The organism is Pseudomonas sp. 91RF, assembly GCF_003576265.1.
GTDB lineage: Bacteria > Pseudomonadota > Gammaproteobacteria > Pseudomonadales > Pseudomonadaceae > Aquipseudomonas > Aquipseudomonas kribbensis.
Window position 1 is genome coordinate 144,053 of the sequence record NZ_QWFC01000022.1, and the last position, 22,690, is coordinate 166,742.

7 protein-coding genes are annotated in these 22,690 nt (G+C 62.6%); 4 read left to right on the forward strand and 3 right to left on the reverse strand.

Annotated elements, in window-relative coordinates:
• Nucleotides 1-10: 10 nt before the first annotated feature.
• From DXT77_RS09770 to DXT77_RS09780, 3 genes are all read right to left on the reverse strand, one after another.
• Nucleotides 11-15,571 (reverse strand): non-ribosomal peptide synthetase, encoded by a 15,561-nt coding sequence (locus DXT77_RS09770; protein ID WP_119427489.1) that lies wholly within the window; start codon nt 15,569-15,571, stop codon nt 11-13.
• Nucleotides 15,572-15,750: 179 nt separating this feature from the next.
• Nucleotides 15,751-16,485, reverse strand: a complete 735-nt coding sequence (locus tag DXT77_RS09775; protein WP_119427490.1) for a thioesterase II family protein — start codon at nt 16,483-16,485, stop codon at nt 15,751-15,753.
• Nucleotides 16,486-16,563: 78 nt separating this feature from the next.
• Nucleotides 16,564-17,736 carry an MFS transporter gene (locus tag DXT77_RS09780; protein ID WP_119427491.1) on the reverse strand — a complete coding sequence of 391 codons (1,173 nt, stop codon included), beginning with the start codon at nt 17,734-17,736 and terminating at the stop codon, nt 16,564-16,566.
• A gap of 331 nt (nt 17,737-18,067) precedes the next feature.
• Here DXT77_RS09780 and idi point away from each other — a divergent pair, with 331 nt between their 5' ends.
• The 4 genes from idi (at nt 18,068) to DXT77_RS09800 (ending at nt 22,405) form a co-directional block, all read left to right on the forward strand.
• Entirely contained in the window at nt 18,068-18,637 is a 570-nt protein-coding gene (idi, locus tag DXT77_RS09785; RefSeq protein WP_119427492.1) for an isopentenyl-diphosphate Delta-isomerase, read from the forward strand.
• Nucleotides 18,638-18,662: 25 nt separating this feature from the next.
• Nucleotides 18,663-19,670 carry a terpene synthase family protein gene (locus DXT77_RS09790; RefSeq protein WP_147406993.1) on the forward strand — a complete coding sequence of 336 codons (1,008 nt, stop codon included), beginning with the start codon at nt 18,663-18,665 and terminating at the stop codon, nt 19,668-19,670.
• 115 nt (nt 19,671-19,785) lie between these two features.
• Nucleotides 19,786-20,586 (forward strand): glucose 1-dehydrogenase, encoded by an 801-nt coding sequence (locus DXT77_RS09795; RefSeq protein ID WP_119427502.1) that lies wholly within the window; start codon nt 19,786-19,788, stop codon nt 20,584-20,586.
• Entirely contained in the window at nt 20,579-22,405 is a 1,827-nt protein-coding gene (locus tag DXT77_RS09800) for a glycoside hydrolase family 15 protein (protein WP_119427494.1), read from the forward strand. The genes DXT77_RS09795 and DXT77_RS09800 overlap by 8 nt, the downstream gene beginning before the upstream one ends.
• The last annotated feature ends 285 nt before the right edge of the window (nt 22,406-22,690 follow it).

Genomic DNA, 22,690 nt, shown 5'->3' on the forward strand with positions numbered 1-22,690 from the left:
CGTGGTCCTCTCAGGAAATCAGTTTTTCAAGTTCATCTGCTGATAAACGATTGAGAGCCTCCAAGGATTTAGCCAAAACATCATGAACGGGCTGCAAATCGGGTTGCAGGGCTTGTACGGCTTCGCTGAAAGCCGCCAGATCGGCACTGGCGAACAGGCTGGCCAGCGGCACTTCGAAGCCCAGCAACTCGCGCAGACGCAAGGCCACCTGAGTGGCCAGCAGCGAATGGCCGCCAAGCTCGAAGAAGTTATCTGTCAGGCCGACACGCTCCAGTTTCAAGACTTCGGCCCAGACCCCGGCGATCTGCTGTTGCAGTTCACTTTCAGGCGCCACATAGGTGTTTTGCAGCAGACTGGCGTCCGGTTGTGGCAGGGCCTTGCGGTCAAGCTTGCCGTTGGCGGTCAGCGGCAGGCTGTCGAGCAGCAGCAGATGCGCCGGTACCATGTAATCCGGCAGGTTGTACTTGAGCGCCTGGCGCAGCAGCTCGCGCCACTGGCCCTGTTGATCGAGCTCGACCGACTGATCGGCCACCAGATACGCAACCAGTTGCACGCCGCCGGCGCCTGGCTGATCCAGGACCACGGCCTGACGGATTTGTGGCAGCGCCAACAGTTGCGCCTCGATTTCACCCAGCTCGATACGGAAACCACGGATCTTCACCTGATGGTCGATACGTCCGGCGTACTCGATCCGGCCATCGGCGCGATAGCGCGCCAGGTCGCCGGTGCGATACAGCCGCGCGCCGTCGTCACCGAACGGGTTCGGCACGAAACGCAAGGCGCTGAGGTCGGCACGCTTGAGATAACCCCGTGCCAGCCCGGCGCCGCTGACGTGCAACTCGCCGATGCAGCCCTTGGCCACCGGTTTCAGGTCGGCGTCGAGCACGTACCAGCCCAGGTCCGGGATCGGCTCGCCCAGCGGGCTGCCGGCGTCCTGTTCGAGATCGGCCAGGGTCAGCGGACGGTAAGTCACATGAACCGTGGTTTCGGTGATGCCGTACATGTTGATCAGCTGTGGCGCGGCATCGCCGAAGCGTTCGAACCATGGACGCAGGCTGCGCACTTCCAGCGCCTCACCGCCAAACACGACGTAACGCAACGACAGTTGCGGATCCTGTGGGGCGTCGCAAGCGACTTGCATCAGTTGCTTGAATGCCGACGGCGTCTGGTTGAGCACGGTGATGCGCTCGCGACACAGCAGCGCATGGAACTCCTGCGGCGAGCGGCTGACGCTGTGCGGCACGATCACCAGACGCCCGCCATGCAGCAGTGCGCCGAAGATTTCCCAGACCGAGAAGTCGAACGCATACGAGTGAAACAGCGTCCAGCGATCCTCGGCACCGAAACTGAACCAGGGCTCCGTTGCCTCGAACAGACGCAGCACGTTGTCGTGAGCCAGCAGCGTACCCTTCGGTTTGCCGGTGGAGCCCGAGGTGTAGATCACGTAAGCGAGGCTGGCGCTGTCGGCCCAGACCTGCGGATCGGTTGCCAATTGATCCTGCCAGCGGCTGTCGTCACCCAGCAGCAGGGTTTCGACGCGCCCGGCAACTTCCAGGTGATCAAGCACACCCGGCTGCATCAGCAACAAGGCAATACCGCTGTCTTCGATCATGTATTGCAGGCGCTCGGCCGGATACTGCGGATCCAGCGGCAGGTAAGCCCCGCCAGCCTTGAGGATGGCGACCAGGCCGACGATCATTTCGATCGAACGCTCGGCAGCCAGACCCACCAGCACATCGGCACCGACGCCCCGTGCAATCAGGGCATGGGCCAGGCGGTTGGCACGGGCGTTGAGTTCGCCGTAGCTCAATTGCTCTTCGCCCAGGCTCACGGCAATCGCCTCTGGTGCCCGGCGTACCTGTGCCTCGATCAGCTGTGGCAGGGTGCGGGTTTGCGCATAGGTGGCCGGCGCACGGTTCCAGTCGTGCAACGTCGCCTGTTGTTGTGCCGCATCGAACAGGCTCAGATCGGCCAGCAGACGCTGCGCCGGCGAGTCGGCCATTTGCAACAACACGTGCTGCAAGTGGCCTGCGATCTGTTCGATCTGCGCAGCGCTGAAATGTTGCCGGGCATAGGCGAATTGCAACGACAGGCTGTCGCTCAGGTCCACCAGCACCGTCAACGGCAGATTGGTCTGCTCCTGGCTGCGCGCCTCATCGAAACGCAAGCCTTGCGGCGCACCGTTGTTCAGCGCCTCCGATACCGGGTAGTTCTCGAACACCAGCAAGCTGTCGAACAAGCCTTCGCCGCGTTGTCCCGACCAGCGCTGAATGTCCGCCAGTGGCGTGTATTCGAATTCGCGCATGGCCAGGTTCAGCGCCTGCACCGATTGCAGCCACTCACCGAGGGCTTGCTCGACACGCGGAGTGGCGATTACCGGCAAGGTGTTGATGAACAAGCCGATCTGTTGTTCGACACCTGGCAACTCGGCCGGACGCCCGGCGACCGTAGCACCGAACGCCACGGTCGATTGACCGGTGTAACGCTGCAACAGCAACAGCCAGGCGGCCTGCACCACGGTGTTGAGGGTGACCTTGTGCTGACGGGCAAACGCACCCAGACGTTGAGTCTGCTCACGGTCCAGCCAACGGGTTTGCTGGTCGTAACCGCTCTGGCCGGCAGTTGCCAGCGTATCGAGGCAGCTGCGGACCAGGTGGGTCGGCTCGTCGAGGCCGGCCAGACGCTCGGTCCAGAAGCGCTCGCTGGCCTGACCGTCCTGACGCTGCAGCCAGCCGATGTAATCGCCATAACGGCCCACCGGCGCGGCCGGGGTTTCACCGGCATAGCGCTGCAGCACTTCGCCGAGCAACTGCGAGTTGCTCCAGCCGTCCATGAGAATGTGATGGCTGGTGTAGATCATCTCGAAGCGGTCATCGCCGGTTTGTACCAGCACCAGACGCAGCAGCGGCGCCTCCAACAGATCGAAGCCCTGTTGCAGTTGCTCCTGTGCCAGCCCGTCGAGCGCCTCCGCCAGATCAGCGCGACCGCGCCAGTCATGCAGGCTGAATGGCAGTTCGGCCTGACGCTGGACGATTTGCAGCGGCTGCTCCTGCTCGGAGATCCACACAAAACGCGTGCGCAGAATCGCATGGCGATCGACGGCGCCCTGCCAGGCCTGACGCAAACGCTCGGGATCAAGGCCTTCGACGCTGACGCGCATCTGGTTGATGTAATCCCCCGAACCTTGTTCGTACAGGCTGTGGAACAACATGCCCTGTTGCATCGGCGACAGCGGGTAGATGTCTTCGACATCGGCACCGGCGTCCGGCAACGCATCGAGCTGTTGCTGGTTGAGCGGCGCCAGCGGGAAGTCCGACGGCGTGACGCCGGCATTGCGTGCAGCGCAGCAATGCTCGATCAGCGCCGCCAGTTCGATCGCGTACTCGTCGGCCAGGCGCGCGATGGTTGCTTCATCGAACATCTCGCGGCTGAACGTCCAGTCCAGGCTCAGCTCACCGCCATACACCTGACCATTGAGTTCCAGCCAGTTGCCCAGCGGTGCCAACGGACTCTGTTCGTCGCCGGCCTTTTCGCTGGCCGGCGCGAACAGTGCGCCGTCATCGAACTGGCTGTCGAACTGCCCGAGATAGTTGAACGTGATGCGCGGCGTCGGCAGCGCCGCCAGCTCGCGGCGGGTCGCATCATCGCCGAAGTAACGCAGCACGCCGAAGCCCAGGCCCCTGTCGGGAATCGCCCGCAACTGCTCCTTGATCTGCTTGATCGAACCGTCGAACGACGCGGTCGGAGTCAGGCGCACCGGGAACAGACTGGTGAACCAGCCGACACTGCGACTCAGGTCAAGGTCGTCGAACAGGTCTTCACGACCATGCCCTTCCAGCTGAATCAGGGTCGAGGCCTGCCCCGTCCAGCGGCAGATGACCCGGGCCAGCGCGGTCATCAGCAGATCATTGACCTGAGTGCGATACGCCGCCGGCGCCTGTTGCAGCAGTTGTCGGGTCAGCGCTTGATCGAGGCGCGTCTGTACGGTGCGCGCATCGCGATTTTGCAGGCTGGCCTGCGGATTGATGCACGGCAGATCGACGGGCGCATCAGCCAATTGTGCGCGCCACAGGTCGAGTTCACCCGCACGTTGCGGCGCGTGCTGTTGCAAACGTTCGGCCCAGTGCTTGAAGGCGCTGGTCTTGGCCGGCAGACGCAGGGGCTTGCCGTCGATGCGCTGCTGATAAGCACTTTGCAAATCTTCCAGCAGAATCCGCCAGGACACACCGTCCACCACCAGGTGGTGCACCGCCAGCAACAAGCGTTGTGAACCGTCGGCCAGAGTCACCAGCAAGCCACGCAGCAGCGGGCCTTGAGCCAGGTCGAAGCTGCGTTGCGCCGCAAGGCAGGCGGCCTGCAACTGTTGCTCATCGCTGACTGAGGCCTGCATCAACAGGTCGTGTCTGACGGTTGTTGCGTGGTGATTCGCGGTCCAGCCGTCGCTCGTTTCAGTGAACGACAGGCGCAAGGCATCGTGATGCGTGACCAGCCCTTGCAGGGCTTGCTCAAGTGCATCGGCCTCAATGCTGATGGCCGGTTTCAGCATCACGGACTGGTTCCAGTGATGACGCTCGGCAATGTCATGCGCGAAGAACCACTGCTGGAACGGCAGCAACGGCGTGGCGCCGCCGACCGGGCCCTGGTCGACCAGCGTCGCGCCTTCACCCAGCGTCGCGACACCCGCCAGCGCCTGGACGGTCTGGTACTGGAACAGGTCTTTGGGGGTAAAGCGGATGCCGGCCTGACGGGCACGGGCCACCACTTGAATCGAAATGATCGAATCGCCACCCAGTTCAAAGAAGTTATCGCCCAGCCCTACTCGCGGCAGTTTCAGCACATCGGCCCACACCGCAGCGATGCGTTGCTCCAGCTCATTGCGCGGCGCGATGTATTCGGCCTTGCCGGCCCCCAATTCGGGTTTCGGCAGCGCCTTGCGATCCAGCTTGCCATTGGGGCTCAACGGCATCTGCGCAAGATTCAGCCACTGATTGGGCACCATGTACTCCGGCAGTCCGGCGTGCAGATAACGCATCAGGGTGTCGCGCCAGTCCGCGCTTTCTTCGCTCAACACTACGTAAGCGGTCAGCAGCTTGCCGTCGATCACCAGCACCGCCGCTTCACGGACGTTGCCATGCTCCAGCAGACGCGCTTCGATTTCACCGAGCTCGATCCGCAAACCGCGCAGCTTGACCTGATGGTCGATCCGGCCGGCGTATTCGATCACGCCGTCGGCGCGGTAGCGTGCCAGGTCACCGGTGCGGTAGATCCGCTCGCCATTGCCATAGGGGCTGACGGCAAAACGTTCGGCGGTCAGCGCCGGACGCTGGTGGTAACCCCGCGCCAGACCGACGCCTGCCAGGTACAACTCACCGAGGACACCGGTCGGCACCGGCTCGAGGTTGTCGTCAAGGATGTAGCAGCCGAGGTTGGCAATCGGCTGTCCGATCGGCACGCTGTCGCGGCCCTCCTCCACACACGTCCAGTGCGTGACATCGATGGCGGCTTCGGTCGGGCCGTAAAGGTTGTAAAGCCCGGCAGTCGGCAGTTTGGCGAAGACTTGCTGTTGCGCGTCCGCCGGCAGTGCTTCGCCACTGCACACGATGCGTTGCAGGCTGGTGCACGTGGCGACGTCGGCGTCCTGCAGGAAGGCTTGCAACATCGACGGCACAAAGTGCAGCGTGGTGATGTGTTCGCGGTTGATCAACGCCACGAGTTTTGCCGGATCGCGGTGATCGCCCGGCGCTGCGACGACCAGCCGTGCGCCGGTCATCAATGGCCAGAAGAACTCCCACACCGAAACGTCAAAGCTGAACGGCGTCTTCTGCAGCACGCTGTCGCCGGCACCGATCTCGTAGGCCTGTTGCATCCAGCACAGACGGTTGGTCAGGGCGACATGACGGTTGCCGGCACCTTTCGGTTTGCCGGTGGAACCGGAGGTGTAGATCACGTAGGCGAGGTTTTCACCGGTGACCGCCACGTCGGGATTGTGGCTGGCAAAGCCCTCCAGCGATTCCTCGAGCAACAGGGTTTGCACCTGCCCGCTCAATGGCAAGGCATCGAGCAGATGTGCCTGGGTCAGCAACAGCTGCACGCCGCTGTCTTCGATCATGTAGGCCAGGCGATCCTGCGGGTATTCCGGGTCGAGCGGCACGTAGGCACCCCCGGCCTTGAGCACGGCCAACAGACCGACGACCATTTCCATCGAACGTTCGGCCGCGATGCCGACCAGGCTTTCAGGTCCGACACCCTGCGCCATCAGCTTGTGCGCCAACCGGTTGGCACGGGCATTGAGCTGCGCGTAGCTCAGGCATTCGTCGGCGTATTTCAGCGCCACGGCGTCCGGTGTGCACAGCACTTGCGCCTCGATCAACTGCTGCACGCTCAGGTGCAGCGGGTACTCGGTGGCGGTGGCGTTCCAGTCTTCGAGGATCTGCTGGCGCTCTTGCGCGGCGAGCATCGGTAACGCGGCGATCGCTTGCTGTGGCTCAGCAACGATCGCCCGCAGCAATGCCTGCCAGTGTTCGAACAGGCGCGCGATGGTCGCCGCTTCAAACAAGTCGCTGGCGTAGGTCAGGCTGACCATCAGCCCGGCGGCGGATTCCGTGGTGTCCAGCGTCAGGTCGAATTGTGCGGTGGCGCTGTTCCACGGCAGGCCTTCGATGCGTAAATCCGCCACATCGGTGACCGGCGCGGCATCGCGCTGGTGGTTGAACAGCACCTGGAACAACGGGCTGTGGCTCAGGCTGCGCTCTGGTGCCAGCGCTTCCACCAGTTGCTCGAACGGCAGATCCTGATGCGCCTGGGCGCCCATTGCAGCCTGACGGGTCTGCGCCAGCAGATCACGGAAACTCAGGTCACCGGCAAACTGCGCACGCATCACCTGGGTGTTGACGAAGAAGCCGATCAGGCCCTCGGTTTCGGCGCGGTTGCGGTTGGCAATCGGCACGCCGACGCGGATATCGTCCTGACCGCTGTAGCGGTGCAACAGGGTCTGGAACGAGGCCAGCAGGAGCATGAACATCGTCACCCCCTCACGTCGGGCAACCTCCTGCAATTGCGTGCTCAACGCGGGTTCCAGTGGTGCATCAAGTCGCGCCCCACGGTAGCTCTGCACCGCCGGACGCGAGTGGTCGAGCGGCAGCTCCAGCACCGGTTGTTCGCCGCCAAGCTGGCCCACCCAATAATCGAGCTGACGCTGACGCTCGCCCGCCTCCATCCACTGCCGTTGCCACTGGGCGAAATCGGCGTATTGCAGCACAAGCGGGGCCAGCACCAGCGGTTGCCCAGTGCGCGCGGCGGCATACATCGCCATCAGTTCGCGCACCATCACTTGCATCGACCAGCCGTCAGAAACGATGTGGTGCTGAGTGATCACCAGCACGTGATTATCCGCCGCCAACCGCAGCAAGCTGACCCGCAGCAGCGGCCCGTTGAGCAGATCGAACGGCTGGCGGATCTGCGCCTGCACCCAGTTCGAAAGATTGTCCTCGGTGTCGAGGCTGTGCTGTTCAATCGTCAATTGGCCCGGCGCATGAATCACCTGCACAGTGCGTTCGTCGTCCTGACGGAACGTGGTGCGCAACGGTTCGTGACGCGCCACCAGTTGATTGAAACTGTTCTGCAACGCGGTGATGTCCAGCGCACCACGCAAGCGCAGCGCACTCGGCACGTGGTAAGCGGCACTGTCCGGCTCCAGCTGCCAGAGGAACCACTGCCGTTCCTGGGCATAAGACAACGCCAGTGCATCACCGCGCTGCAACGCCATCATCGGCACGCTTTCGCTGTGTTGCAGGGTGGCGCAGGCGGCGGCAAAGGCTTGCAGCGTCGGTTGCTCGAACAGAGTGCGCATCGGCACATCAATTTTGAGTGTCTGGCGGACCCGGGAAATCACCTGGGTGGCCAGCAACGAATGGCCGCCTCGTTCGAAGAAGTGATCGTTGAGCCCTACCGCGCCGGACTCCAGCACGGCTTCCCAGATCTGTGCCAGTTGCACTTGCAGCAACGTCTGCGGCGCAACATAGGCGCACAGGTCATGGTTCATCTCGGCTTTCGGCAGCGCGGTACGATCAAGTTTGCCGTTGTTGTTCAAGGGCAATGCGTCCAGCGACAGCAGGTGCGCCGGCACCATGTAATCAGGCAGCACCTGTTGCAGCGAAGCCTTGAGCGAGTCCAGCCACTGCACCTGCGCGGTCGCAGGTTCGATTCCTGTCTCGGGCACCACGTAAGCCACCAGTTGCGCCCCACCCGGGAAATCCTGAGCAATCACCGCAGCGGCACGCACGCCCTCCTGCGCTTGCAGACAGGCTTCGATTTCACCCATCTCGATGCGCAAGCCACGAATCTTCACCTGATGGTCGATACGCCCGGCGTACTCCAGATCAGCGTTTTCGTTGTAACGCGCCAGGTCGCCACTGCGATACAGACGCGCCCCCGCTTCGATGGCAAACGGGTCTGGCAAGAAGCGTTCGGCGGTGAGGGCCGGACGATCGAAATACTGCTGCGCCAGACAGGCGCTCGCACCAATGCACAACTCGCCGACGCCACCGGCCGGCAACAATTGCCCGGCGCTGTCGAGCACGTACAACGCGCGGCCGGGAATGGCCCGGCCAATCGGAATGCCGAAGGTGTCGCTGGCATCGCTCAAACGGCAGTCGTGAACGCTCGACACCACCGTCGCCTCGGTCGGCCCGTAGGTGTTGAGCAGTCGCACATGGCTCAGCCCTGCTTCGTGCCACAGGCGCAGGCCTTCGACCGACATGGCTTCGCCACCGACATGCACCTGGCGCAACGCGCCCAGACTGGCGACGTTGCCGCCAGCGCATTCACGCGCCAGCAAGAACCAGTAGGCCGCCGGCAAGTCCGCCAGGGTCACGCCATGGCCGACGATCTCGTCCGCCAACCGGATCACATCCCAGAGTTCGTCGCCGCGCATGATCAGCGCCGCGCCGACACACAGCGGCGGGTAACACTGCTCGACAAAACCGTCGAAGCTGAAGGTCGCAAATTGCAGCACGCGATCATCGGCAGTCAGCGCCGAATACTCGGCACCGGTCTGGCAGAATTCGCGCAGCGCCGCGTGAGCAATCGCCACGCCTTTTGGCTGACCGGTGGAACCCGACGTATAGATCACGTAGGCCAGGTCATCGACCGTGGCGTGATTCAGCGGGTCGCTGTCCGGATAAGCCCCCAGCGTCTCGATGATGTCGCCCAGTTGCAGATACTCCAGGCCAACCGCAAGCGGCACGTCTTGCAGGAGAGCCGACTCATCGAGCAGCAGATCGACACGGCTGTCTTCGATCATGTAGGCCAGACGCTGGGCCGGGTAGTTGGCATCAAGCGGTACGTAAGCCGCGCCCGTCTTCAGCACGGCCAGCAGGCTGACGATCATTTGCGGGCCACGACGCAGTGCCAGGCCGACACGTTTGCCCGGCGCCGCACCGCTGGCCAGCAGACGGTGGGCAAGGCGATTCGCCTGGCGGTTCAGTTCGTCATAGCTCAGGCGCTGTTCACCGCACTGCACGGCCAGAGCCTTCGGTGTGGCTTTGGCCTGGGCGGCAATGCGCTCGTGCACCAGGCCTGTGTGCTGCAACTGCAGCGCTGGCGGCTGGCAGTGGGCGAGCATGGCGTGGCTGCTGGCTTCATCGAGCAACGTCAGGTTGCCGAGGCAGCCTGTGGCGTTGGTGATCAGTTGCGCCAGCAAGTGGCGCAGGTTGGCACAAAGAGAGCGCACTTGGGCAGCGCTGAAACGCGAGGCGTCGTAGCTCATCTCCAGGCTCAGCGTGGCGCCGAGTTCGATGCCCAGCGTCAGTGGATAGTGAGTGCGTTCGTGGTTGTGCAGGTTGCCGAAGGTCAACCCGGCAGGAGCGCCTTGTTTCAGCGCTTCGGCGACCGGGAAGTTTTCGAACACCAGCAGGCTGTCGAACAGCGCCGAGCCCTGATGCCCTGCCCAGCCCTGAATGTCGTACAGCGGCACATGCTCGAACTCGCGCAGGGCCAGGTTCTGCGCTTGCAGATCACTTAGCCACTGCCCGACGCGGTGATCCGGGCGCGGGTTGCACACCAGCGGCAGGGTGTTGATGAACAGTCCCAGTTGCTGCTCGATGCCCGGCAGCGGCGCCGAACGACCGGCCACTGTGGCGCCGAACGCTACGCAATCCTGCCCGGTGTAGCGTTGCAGCAACAGGCTCCAGGCCGCTTGCAGCAAGGTGTTGAGGGTGACTTTGTGCTGACGGGCAAACTCGCCCAGACGCCGTGTGGCGGCTTCGTCGATCACCTCGCGATGCTCGTCAGTGCCATGCCCGGCCATTGGCGGACGCAGGGCATCGGCAAGCAGCGTCGGCGCCTGCAACGGCGCCAGCGCAGCCTTCCAGAACACCTTGCCGGCGTCTGTCGATTGCTGCTGCAACCAGCCCATGTAATCGCGGTAATGCCCGACCGGTGCCGGCAGTGAGCGCCCGGCGGCGTAGTGGGAAATCACCTCGCCCAGCAACTGCGCATTACTCCAGCCGTCCATCAGGATGTGATGGCTGGTGTAGATCAAATGCCAGCGATCGGCGCCGGTGCGCACCAGTTTCAGGCGCAGCAACGGCGCGCAGTCGAGTTCGAAACCCTGCGCCCGCTCAGTCTCGGCCAGCGCATCGGTGTCCGTGTTTTCCAGCACCTGCAGCGGCAATGGCACCTGGCGGCTGATCACTTGATGGGCGCTGTCCAGGCCTTGCCAGTGGAAGCTGCTGCGCAGCACATCATGACGCGCCAGCGCCGCTTGCCAGGCAGCGGCAAAACGCTGCGGATCAAGGCCCTGGATGTCCAGGCGCATCTGGCTGATGTACGCCTCGGCCTGCGGCTCATACAGGGTGTGGAACAACATGCCCTGCTGCATCGGCGACAGCGGATAGACATCTTCGATGTCGGCAGCGGCGACCGGCAACGCATCCAGTTGTGCCTGGCTGATGCGCGCCAACGGGAAGTCCGAAGGCGTGGCTTGCGCGGTATCGAGGGCGCAGCAATGCTCGATCAGTGCTGTCAGTTCGGCTGCGTAGCGATCAGCCAGGCTTTGCACGGTGGCACTGTCGAACATCTGCGAACTGAAGCCCCAACTCAGGCTCAATTCGCCGCCATAGACCTGGCCTTCGACCGTCAGCCAGTTATCCAGCGGCGCCTGCGAATCCTGGGCGACACCGCCGGACTCGGCGGACGGCACCAGCAACGCCTGCTCATCAAACTGACGATCGAACTGTCCCAGGTAGTTGAAGGTAATGCGCGGCGGTGCCAGCAACGCCAGCTCTTCGCGCACCGACGGCGCCGCCAGATAACGCAGCACGCCGTAACCCAGACCTTTGTCCGGCACCGCACGCAGTTGTTCCTTGATTGCCTTGATCGAACCGTCGAGATCCTCGGTCGCCACCAGATTGACGGCGAACAGGCTGGTGAACCAGCCGACGCTGCGCGTCAGGTCGATGTCGTCGAACAGGTCTTCACGGCCATGGCCTTCCAGTTGAATCAGGGTGCCAGGCTGACCGCTCCAGCCACTGATGGTGCGCGCCAGCGCCGTCAGCAACAGATCGTTGACCTGCGTGCGATACGCCGCCGGTGCCTGCTGCAGCAATTGGCGCGTGCGCCCGGCGTCCAGACGCCATTCGATCTTCTGTCCGAAACGGTTTTCCAGGCTGCCTTCAGGACGTTCGCACGGCAGATCCTGCGCGGTGTCGTGCTGGGCTTTCCAGTAAGCCAGTTGATCATCGAAACGCGAAGCCTCGGTACTCAGGCGTGCAGTCCAGTTCTGGAACGCGCTGGTCTTGGCCGGCAGTTGCACACCACCGCCCGCCGCAAGCTGTTCGTAGGCTTGCTGCAGATCCTCCAGCAAAACACGCCACGACACGCCGTCGACCACCAGGTGATGGAGGATCAGCGACAGGCGCTGACTGCCATCGGCCATGGTCACCAACACCGCGCGCAACAACGGCCCGTTGGCCAGATCAAGACTGCGCTGGGCTTCGTCGCAATGGGCAGTCAGTTGCTCGGCGGTCTCGGCCGTGCGCTGCCACAGGTCAGCGCGTTCGACCTGTGCGGCGTACGCTTGCTGCCAGCCTTCGGCGCCCTCGACAAAACGCAGGCGCAAGGCATCGTGATGATTGATCACATGGGTCAACGCGGCGTCGAGCCATTGAGCATTCAGCGTCTCGCGCGGAGTCAGCAACAGGGACTGGTTCCAGTGCTCACGCTGCGGCATCGCCCGGCTGAAGAACTGTTGCTGGATCGGCCCCAACACGGCCTCGCCCGTCGCCGGCGCCTGATCCACCGAACTGTGGCTGTCGAAGATCGCGACCAGCGCCAGACTGCGCACCGTCTGATACTGGAACAGATCGCGCGGGCTGATACGGATCCCGGCCTGTCGCGCACGGCTGACCACTTGAATCGAAATGATCGAATCGCCGCCCAGTTCGAAAAAGTTGTCTTCCAGACCCACCCGTTGCAAACCGAGCACGTCTTCCCAGATCGCCGCCAGGGCTTTCTGCATGGCATCCTGCGGCGCGACAAAAGCTTGCTGCGGCGCGGCATCCGGCTGCGGCAAGGCTTTGCGATCCAGCTTGCCGTTGGCGGTGACCGGCAACCTGGCCAGCGTCATCAGGTAAGTCGGCACCATGAATTCCGGCAGGCTGCCAAGCAGCCAGGCCTTGACGTCCTGTTGCCACTGTTCGTCTGTCTGGGCAGTTTCCAGCACCAGATAACCGACCAGATGTTTGCCGCCCTGCACCAGCACCACGGCTTCACGCACCAGCGGATGCTGCATCAGGCGGGTTTCGATTTCGCCCAGCTCGATACGCAAGCCACGCAGCTTCACCTGATGATCGAGACGCCCCAGGTATTCGATGACGCCGTCGGCACGCTGACGTACCCGGTCACCGGTGCGGTACAGACGCGCGCCTTCGTGGAAGGGGCACGGTACAAAACGCTCGGCGGTCAGCGCCGGGCGCTGGTGATAACTGCGCGCCAGCCCTGCCCCGCCCAGATACAGCTCACCGGCCACACCGCTCGGCACCGGCAACAGCTCGGCGTCGAGCACATGGGTGCGCAGGTTGGCGATGGGCCGCCCGATCGGCACGCTGTCGGCGCCTTCATCGAAACAGGTCCAGTGCGTGACATCGATGGCCGCTTCGGTCGGGCCGTACAAGTTGTAGAGTCCGGCGTTCGGCAGTCTGGCGAACACTTGCAGTTGCGCGTCCAGCGGCAGCGCTTCGCCGCTGCAGACAATGCGCTTGAGGCCGGTACAGCCCTCGACGCCCGGCTCATGAATAAACGCCTGCAACATCGACGGGACAAAGTGCAGCGTGCTGATGCCGTAGCGGTTGATGGTCTCGATCAACAGCGATGGATCGCGGTGCGCGCCCGGCGCTGCCACGACCAGACGCGCACCGGTCAGCAGCGGCCAGAAAAACTCCCACACCGACACGTCAAAGCTGAACGGGGTTTTCTGCAGCACCGAATCGCTGGCATCCAGCCCATAAGCCTCTTGCATCCAGCACAAACGGTTGACCAGCGCCGCATGACTGTTGCCGGCGCCTTTCGGTTTACCGGTGGAGCCGGAGGTGTAAATCACGTACGCGAGGTTCTGCGGATCGACGACTGCCTCGACACGGCTTTCGCTGTAGCGATCCAGCCAGTCGGCTTCCTGGTCAAGGGTAATCACCTTCACCCCTGCCGTCGGCAGCGACGACAGCAACGCACTCTGGGTCAACAGCAAGGTAATGCCGCTGTCCTCGATCATGTAGGCCAGGCGCTCTTGCGGGTACTCCGGATCCAGTGGCACATAGGCGCCGCCGGCCTTGAGAATCGCCAACAGGCCGATCACCATTTCCAGTGAACGCTCGACGCAGATCCCCACCAGGCTGTCGGCCTGCACGCCTTGCTCACGCAGCAGACGGGCCAGTTGATTGGACCGCGCATCCAGTTGCGCGTAGCTCAGGGTTTGTTCAGCGAACACCAGCGCCGGTGCATCCGGGGTACGGGCCACCTGGGCTTCGATCAATTGATGAATCGGTTGCCCGGTCGGATAAACCGCTGTTGTAGCGTTCCAGGCATGCACCAGCGTGTGCTGCTCGTCCGCGTCCAGCAATGGCAGCTCACCAATGCGTTGCGCGGGATCAGCGACCATCGCCTTGAGCAGGCGCAACCAGTGGCGCGCCATGCGCTCGATGGTCGGCGCGTCGAACAGATCGCTGGCGTAAGTCAGTGCCGCGTGCAGCTTGCCGCCCTTCTCGTAGGTGTCGAGTGTCAGGTCGAACTGAGTGGTGCGGCTTTGCCAGTCGAGGCTGTCGAGCAGCAGGCCCGAGGCTGTGCTCAGGGCAGCGATATCGGCCACCTGCGGCTGGTGGTTGTACATCACCTGGAACAGCGGCGTGTGACTGAGGCTGCGCTCCAGTTTCAGCGCTTCGACCAGTTGCTCGAACGGCAGATCCTGATGCGCCTGGGCGCCGAGCGCCGTCTCTTTGATCGCCTGCAGCAACGCATCGACGCGGGTCTGGCCATCGACTTTGGTGCGCAGTACCTGGGTATTGACGAAGAAACCGATCAGGCCTTCGATCTCGGCGCGATTGCGGTTGGCGATCGGCACGCCGACACGGATGTCGGTCTGCCCAGTATAACGGTGCAACAGCGCATTGAACGCGCCGAGCAACAACATGAACAACGTGACCTGATGCTGTTGTGCGGTGGCGCGCAACTGGTCGGCCAACTGGCCGTCAACGGCGAACTCGTAGCGTGTACCGCGATAGCTCGGCATGGCCGGACGCGAATGGTCCAGCGGCAGTTCCAGTACCGGGTGCTCATCACCCAGCTGCGCCTGCCAGTACTCCAGTTGCCGCGCCTGCTCGCCGGCCTCCAGCCAGCGACGTTGCCACAGGGCGTAATCGCTGTACTGAACCGGCAGGGCTGCCAGCGCCGGCGGCTGGCCGGCATCGAAAGCGTCATAGCAACGGATGAATTCGTCGATCAGCACATTCATCGACCAGCCATCGGAAACGATGTGATGCAGGGTCAGCAGCAAGACGTGCTCCTGCTCGGCGAGCTTGAGCAAGGTGACCCGCAGCAACGGCCCGACCGCCAGATCGAACGGCAACACCGATTGCTGTTCAGCGGCACGAACGACAGCCTCCTCGCGTCCGGCAGCCGGCAGCGCGCTGAAATCTTCGTGGTGGATGTTCAAGGTTGCCGTGGCCGGCACTTGCAGCAGGCTGTCATCCGCCTGGCGCTGGAACACCGTACGCAAGGTTTCGTGTCGCGCCACCAGTGCGGCAAACGCCTGCTCCAGTGCCGGCAGATTCAGCCGCCCGGTCAGGCGTACCGCACCCGGCAAGTTGTAGGCGCCGCTGTGCGGGTCCAGTTGCCAGAGAAACCACATCCGTTGCTGCGCGTAAGACAACGCCTGGCGATCTTCGGCCTCGATCCCGGCAGGAATCGGGAATCGGGCGAAATCCACGCCCTCCTTTTGCAGGGCCGCGAGGAACATCTGGCGCTTTTCCAGGGGCAACCCGATAAACCGGCGAGCAAGTTTCAAGGAGTCTTCAGCATTCATTTCTTAGCATCCGGATCAGTAGGCAGGAAGCACAAAGGCACGTCGTCCCTATAAAACGAATGCACACCGGAAAAATTAGCGAATGAGAAGAACTATCAGGAGGTCAGCTGCAAGCCCGAAGCTGCGAGCTGAAAGAAGAAGCGACCACAGGCCGACAGCCTGCAGTCGTCGATTGGAATTCAGGCGCTGACGGCCAGCGCGTGGCGCCGGTGATGTACGTCGAGCTGGTCCTTGATGACCTTCAGCACTTTGGCCTCGTGCTCATGGATGAAGAAATGACCGCCGGCCAGCATGTCCACGGAGAAACTGCCGAGGGTTTCCTTGCTCCAGCCGATCAATTGCTCGGTGGTCGCACGGTCGGTGGTACCGCCAAGCACATGCACCGGGCATTTGAGCAGCGGGCGCTGGATCGGCTGGAAACGTCCGCACAGCAGAAAGTCGGCTCGCAGCACCGGCAAGGTCAGGCTCATCAATTCGGCGTTGGCGAGAATTTCTTCGCTGGTGCCGTTCAAGGTGCGCAACTGTTCGATCAGTTCGGCATCGCTCTTCGGCTCGGCGAAGCCGCGGTCATATTCACTGCGCAGCGTCGGCGCCGCCGTGCCGGAGGCGAACAATGCAACCGGCTCCGGCAACCCCAGAGCGCGCAAGGCATGGGCCAGCTCGCAGGCCAGCAGCGCGCCAAGGCTGTGGCCGAAAATGGCATAAGGCGCGCGCAGGGTCGTTTGCAGTTCGCTGGCCAACTGACGGGCCAGCGCCCGCATATCGGTTTGCAGCGCTTCGCCAAAACGCGCGCCGCGACCCGGCAGTTCTACCGGTTGCAGCGTCAGCCACTGCGGCAATTTGCGGCGCCAGCGGCTGTAGACCATGGCACTGGCGCCCGAATAAGGAAGGCACAGCAATGTCAGCTGAGTCACCCGGCTTACCTCGAAAAGTTGTCTGTATAAAAGAACGAAGGCGGTCCTGCAGAAATTAGCCCGCGTGCGTCTATCCAGTCATTTCAAGTGGCGGAAACTCTGCACCGCCGAACACAGCACCACCGCCCCGGCGACAATCGCCAGCCAGAAGCCGCTGCGCGCACCGAACGCATCCACCAGCGCACCGGAACCGGCAGCGCCGATGGCCACACCGATGCTCAGGCCGGTCACCAGCCAGGTCAGGCCTTCGGTGAGCTTGGCCGGTGGCACGATGCGTTCGATCAACGCCATCGCCACGATCAGGGTCGGCGAGAAGAACAGCCCGGCAATGAACACCGCCACGGCCAGGCCGAAGATGTTGGTCGCCAGCAACAGCGGCAGGGTGGTCACCGCAGTCGCCAGCCCGCCATAGAGAAACAGGCGCGGCAACGGCAGCTTCGAGCGCATCGCCCCGAACGCGATGCCCGCCAGGCAGGAACCGATGGCATACACCGACAACACGATGCTCGCCGCCGCCGGCTGCCCCTGCTGCTGGGCGAACGCGACGCTGACCACATCGACCACGCCGACGATCATGCCCATGGCGACCATCAACAACAGCAGCCATTGCACGTCGGTGGAACGAATGATCGAACCCTGATGATGCGATTCGTGAGGATGCACCGGCGGCTCGGTGCTGCGCTGGGCGACAAACGCCGTCACGCCGATGGCCAGCATTATCAGCGCAGCCAGCGGCCCGGCTTCGGGAAACACGCCGACGCACAACCCCACCGACAGCGGCGGCCCGACAATAAAACAGACTTCGTCGAGCACCGACTCCAGCGCATAAGCGGTCTGCAATTGCGGCTGGCCGCGATAGATTTCCGTCCAGCGCGCCCGCACCATCGCCGACATGCTCGGCATGCAACCGGCCAGTGCCGCACAAACGAACAGCGTCCAGTTCGGCGCCTGCAAACGGGTGCACAGCAACAACATCAGCAGCGCCCCGCCACCGATCAGCGCCGACACCGGCAGAATCCGCCCCTGACCGTAACGGTCCACCAGCCGTGACACCTGCGGCGCACAGAATGCCGTGGCCAAGGCAAAGGTCGCCGCCACGCCACCGGCCAGCGCATAGCCGCCGGTCAACTGCGAAAGCATGGTGATCACGCCGATGCCGGTCATGGAAATCGGCATGCGCGCGATCATCCCGGCCATCACAAAGGCCCGGGCGCCGGGGGCGTTGAACAGTTCGCGGTATGGGTTTGCCATCGGATACAGCCTCATCAGGGGCGGCCAAGTTGCCACAAAGCCTGACGGGCGGGAAAGCGAGGAATTGTTGGTGGAATGTGAAGACGCTGGCTTTGCAGGTTGAACAGTCGAGATCCCGGTTTGGCAATAGCCGGATCGATGACAGATCCGATACAGAACAGATGGTCAGATGCTTTTAAAAGAGGATCAGTTGCTGCTTAAACGGTCTAAAAACACGATTGCAGGCCACGTTCTCGCGCACTAGATTCGAATCAGATCACACGTCTGAATTTCCCTACGTTGTCTGGTTGGCAGTAACACCAAAGTAGCGAAGACACACCGGAGTCTGGCTATGGAAGAGTTGCTGATACTCGTCAACGCACATGACCGAAAACTGGGCTGCTCACCGAAACTGCAGGCTCATCGCCAAGGCTTGCTGCATAGAGCCTTCTCGATCTTCATCTTCGACACCCACGATCGCGTCCTCCTGCAACAACGTGCACTTGGCAAATATCACTCTCAGGGACTGTGGACCAATGCATGTTGCGGTCATCCGCGGAATGGCGAGCGCACCCTGGCGGCAGCCAGACGCCGTCTGCAGGAAGAAATGGGCCTCACTTGCCCACTGACGAAAGTCTCCACGCTGCTCTATCGCGAACCGGTAACAAATCAACTGATCGAGCATGAGTTCGATCACATATTCGCCGGCATCAGTCATGCCGACCCTGTCGCCAACCCCGCAGAGGCTCAAGCCTGGCAATGGTTGAGCATTGCCCGGGTTCACCAGTCTGTCTCTGCGGAGCCTGACAAGTTCAGCATCTGGTTTCGTCGGCTCTGTGAACACAACGGGCCGGCCGACTTGAGGCGATGGCAAAACCTCGCGATGCATCGCGAACGCAGATTCAACGATCCCTCAGGGTGAGCATCCCTTTCAAGGAGATATCGTCATGACCCCATCATCTGCAGTCACACAACCTCGTAGCGCAGTGGCTCCGTTTGTCGTGCGAAGGCTGCGTTGCCCCGCACCGACCCGCATTGATGAACCACTGGGCCAGGTCGTCAACGAGCGCTTGATGGACTGGCTGCCAGCCATTGGCATTTTCGAGGGCAGACTGCAAAAGATCCGCGCCTCCGACTTCGGGCGCTACGCGATGCTGTGCCACGCGGACACCGATGACCCGGACAGGTTGCTGTTGGCGGCCCAGTGTTTTGCAGCCCTGTTCGCCGTGGATGACTACTATTGCGACGACCGGACATTGGGCGGCAACCCCGAGAAAGTGGCAGAGCGTCTGTCGTTCGCCATGACCGGCCTCGACCCGGTTTACTTGCCTCCCCCGTTCGACGACGAGTTGTTGCAGCAGCAAACGCGCGACCCGGTCATTCGTGGCCTTCTCGCTTACATGAGCCGGGTCGCTCGATTTTGCACGCCATCCCAGGTGGCGCGGGTCCGGCAGATTACCATTGCGATGTTCGTGACCATGGCTGCCGAAGGGCCCTGGCGCCTGTATGGAACTCAACCCACCGTTGCCGAGTATCTTGCCAGCAGGCAGGTCAACAGCTTCTGGCCATGCCTGGTATTAATCGATCCGATCGGCGGCTATGAAGTCCCGGCCAACACGTACTCCGATCCAGAGATTCACCACATCACCGCACTCGCCTCGCTGGCGACCACGCTGGTCAACGATCTGTATTCCGCCTACAAGGAGCACTTGAACGAAACCGGAGACTTCAAGCTGCCTTACCTGCTGGCAGCCAGGCACAACTGTTCGCTACAAGAGGCAATCGACCTGACGGCCGATATCCACGACGCGGTAATGGAAGAATTCGAGCGCCTGCACGGTACTTTGATGAAAGGCACGCGCTCGCCGGTATTGCGGCGCTACCTCACAGGCTTGAGAACATGGATTGGCGGCAATCTGGAGTGGCATAAACACAGCGCGCGTTACCACGTCTGATTCTGTGCAACCCTGCGGGTCTGGATCTGTTTGCCTGGTCTGTCGCACCCGGTCTGAACTCTGACTCAAGGATATCGGTCAGTTGATCAGATCCCCGTACAAGGTGCGACTGTTCATGCAGATTTCCCTCGCCCGCCAGGTAGCACTCGTCACTGGCGCCAGCTCCGGCATCGGCCACGGTGCCGCCAAAGCCCTGGCCGCGGCCGGTGCCGCGGTGGTCATCAATTACAACCGTCAGGCCGAACCGGCCGAAGCGCTGGCCCGGCAGATCGTCGCCGACGGTGGTCAGGCCATCGCCATCGGCGCCGATGTCTCGCAGGAAGAGGACGTGGAGCGGCTGTTCCAACAGACTCTCGACGCCTTCGGCACGCTGGACATTCTGGTGGCCAATTCCGGCCTGCAAAAGGACGCGGCGGCTGTGGATATGTCGCTGGCCGACTGGAATACGGTGATCGGCGTCAACCTCACCGGCCAGTTCCTCTGCGCCCGCGCCGCGCTGCGGATCTTCAATCGCCAGGGTGTGCGCGAAGGCGTGTCCCGGGCCGCCGGCAAAATCATCCACATGAGTTCGGTGCATCAGCGCATTCCGTGGGCCGGGCACGTGAACTACGCAGCGTCCAAGGGCGGCGTCGATCAGTTGATGCAGACCCTGGCCGAGGAAGCCAGCCACCAGCGCATCCGCATCAACGGCATCGCGCCGGGGGCGATCCGCACGGCCATCAATAAAAACGCCACCGAGGGCGACGCCGGGCAAGCCCTGCTCAAACTCATCCCTTACGGGCGCATCGGCGATGTCGAGGACGTGGCCAACGCGGTGGTGTTTCTCGCCTCCGATGCCTCTGACTACATCGTCGGCACCACCCTGTTCATCGACGGCGGCATGAGCCTCTATCCGGAGTTCCGTGGCAATGGCTGAGCATCCTTCCGAACGACAAAGCCCCATCGACGCCCACGGCATCATCGGCGACATGCGCAGCGCCGCGCTGATCAATGACAAGGGCAGCGTGGATTTCTTCTGCTGGCCGGAGTTCGACAGTCCGTCGATCTTCTGTTCGCTGCTGGACACGCCCGACGCGGGGATTTTCCAGCTCGCGCCGGACCTGCCCGATGCCCGGCGCGAACAGATTTACCTGCCAGACACCAACGTCCTGCAAACCCGCTGGCTCAGCGACCATGCGGTGGTGGAAATCACCGACCTGCTGCCCATCGGCGACAACGACGATGCCCTGCCGCTGTTGATGCGCCGGGTGCGGGTGGTCAGCGGGCAGGCAACGTTTCACCTGCACTGCGCCGTTCGGCATGACTACGCTCGCGCTGAAACCCGCGCCGTACTCGATAAAAAAGATGTGCTGTTCAGTGCCAGCGGGCAGCCGACACTGCGGCTGGCTTCGGATCAAACCTTGAGCGTCGATCACGATGCGGCAGTCGGGCAATTCACTCTCAAGCAGGATGAAACGGCAGCGTTCATGCTCGGCGCCAGCGACGATCCGCGTTTTGCCGAAGGGGCCGCCAAGCTGTGCATCGAACGCACCCTGAAGTTCTGGCGCGACTGGATCGGCCAGTCCAACTATCGCGGTCGCTGGCGGGAAATGGTCAACCGCTCTGCCCTCGCCCTGAAGCTGCTCACCTCACGCCAGCACGGCGCAATCCTCGCCGCCGCCACTTTCGGCTTGCCGGAAACACCCGGCGGCGAGCGCAACTGGGACTATCGCTACACCTGGATCCGCGACGCCTCGTTCACCGTCTACGCCTTCATGCGCCTGGGCTTTGTCGACGAAGCCAACGGCTACATGCGCTGGCTGCGCGGGCGGGTCAGCGATTGCAGTGGTCAGCCGATGAAGCTCAACATCCTCTACGCCATCGACGGCCGCCAGGAACTGCCGGAAACCGAACTCACGCACTTGTCCGGCCACGGCGGCGCGAAACCGGTGCGCATCGGCAATGGCGCCTACGGCCAGATTCAACTGGATATCTTCGGCGAATTGATGGACGCCGTTTATCTGGTCAACAAATACGGCGACGCGATTTCCCACGAAGGCTGGAAACACGTGATGGAAGTGGTCGATCAGGTCTGTGAGACCTGGCAGACCAAGGATGTAGGCATCTGGGAAATGCGCGGTGAGCAACATCACTTTCTGCACTCGCGACTGATGTGCTGGGTGGCGCTGGACCGGGCGATCCGCCTGGCCTCGAAACGCTCGCTGCCGGCGCCCTTCGCCCGTTGGGACCAGACACGCCAGGCTATTCATGCCGACATCTGGGACAACTTCTGGAACCCGGAGCACGGACATTTCGTGCAGTACCAGGGCGGCACCGCGCTGGATGGTTCGATGCTGCTGATGCCGTTGGTGCGTTTCGTCAGTGCCAAGGACCCTAAATGGCTGGCGACGCTGGAAGCTATCGAGAAACATCTGGTGCGCGACGGCATGGTCTACCGCTATCGCAACGACGATGCGGGTATCGACGGATTATCCGGCACCGAAGGCGCGTTCGCCGCGTGCTCGTTCTGGTACGTGGAATGTCTGGCTCGCGCCGGGCAAGTGGAAAAGGCCCACCTGGAATTCGAACAACTGCTGCGTTATGCCAATCCGCTGGGGTTGTACGCGGAGGAATTCGACAACCGTGGCCGGCATCTGGGCAACACGCCCCAGGCGTTGACCCATCTGGCGTTGATCAGTGCGGCGAGTTTTCTCGATCGCAAGTTGAGTGGGGAGAAGAATTACTGGCAGCCGTAGTCATCCTTATTCGCCAGAGCCTGTAAGAAAGATCTCAATACCAATTGCCGTTTGTAGGATGGCTACCTACGAACGGCAAACACCCCCGAGCCTTGCGGTTGAAGGGCTGGCCCACACAATCGATTACTTTCGATACAAATGGTTGATGGCACGGCCTACGAAAACCTGCCAACACCGTGTAACGCTTGGCCCGCAACTCGCACTTACACCCCGAAATACCTTGTTGCCAGCGGTTACATCCCCCCCTACCATCCACCGCAACGGGCACAGCGGAGCTGTCCAATA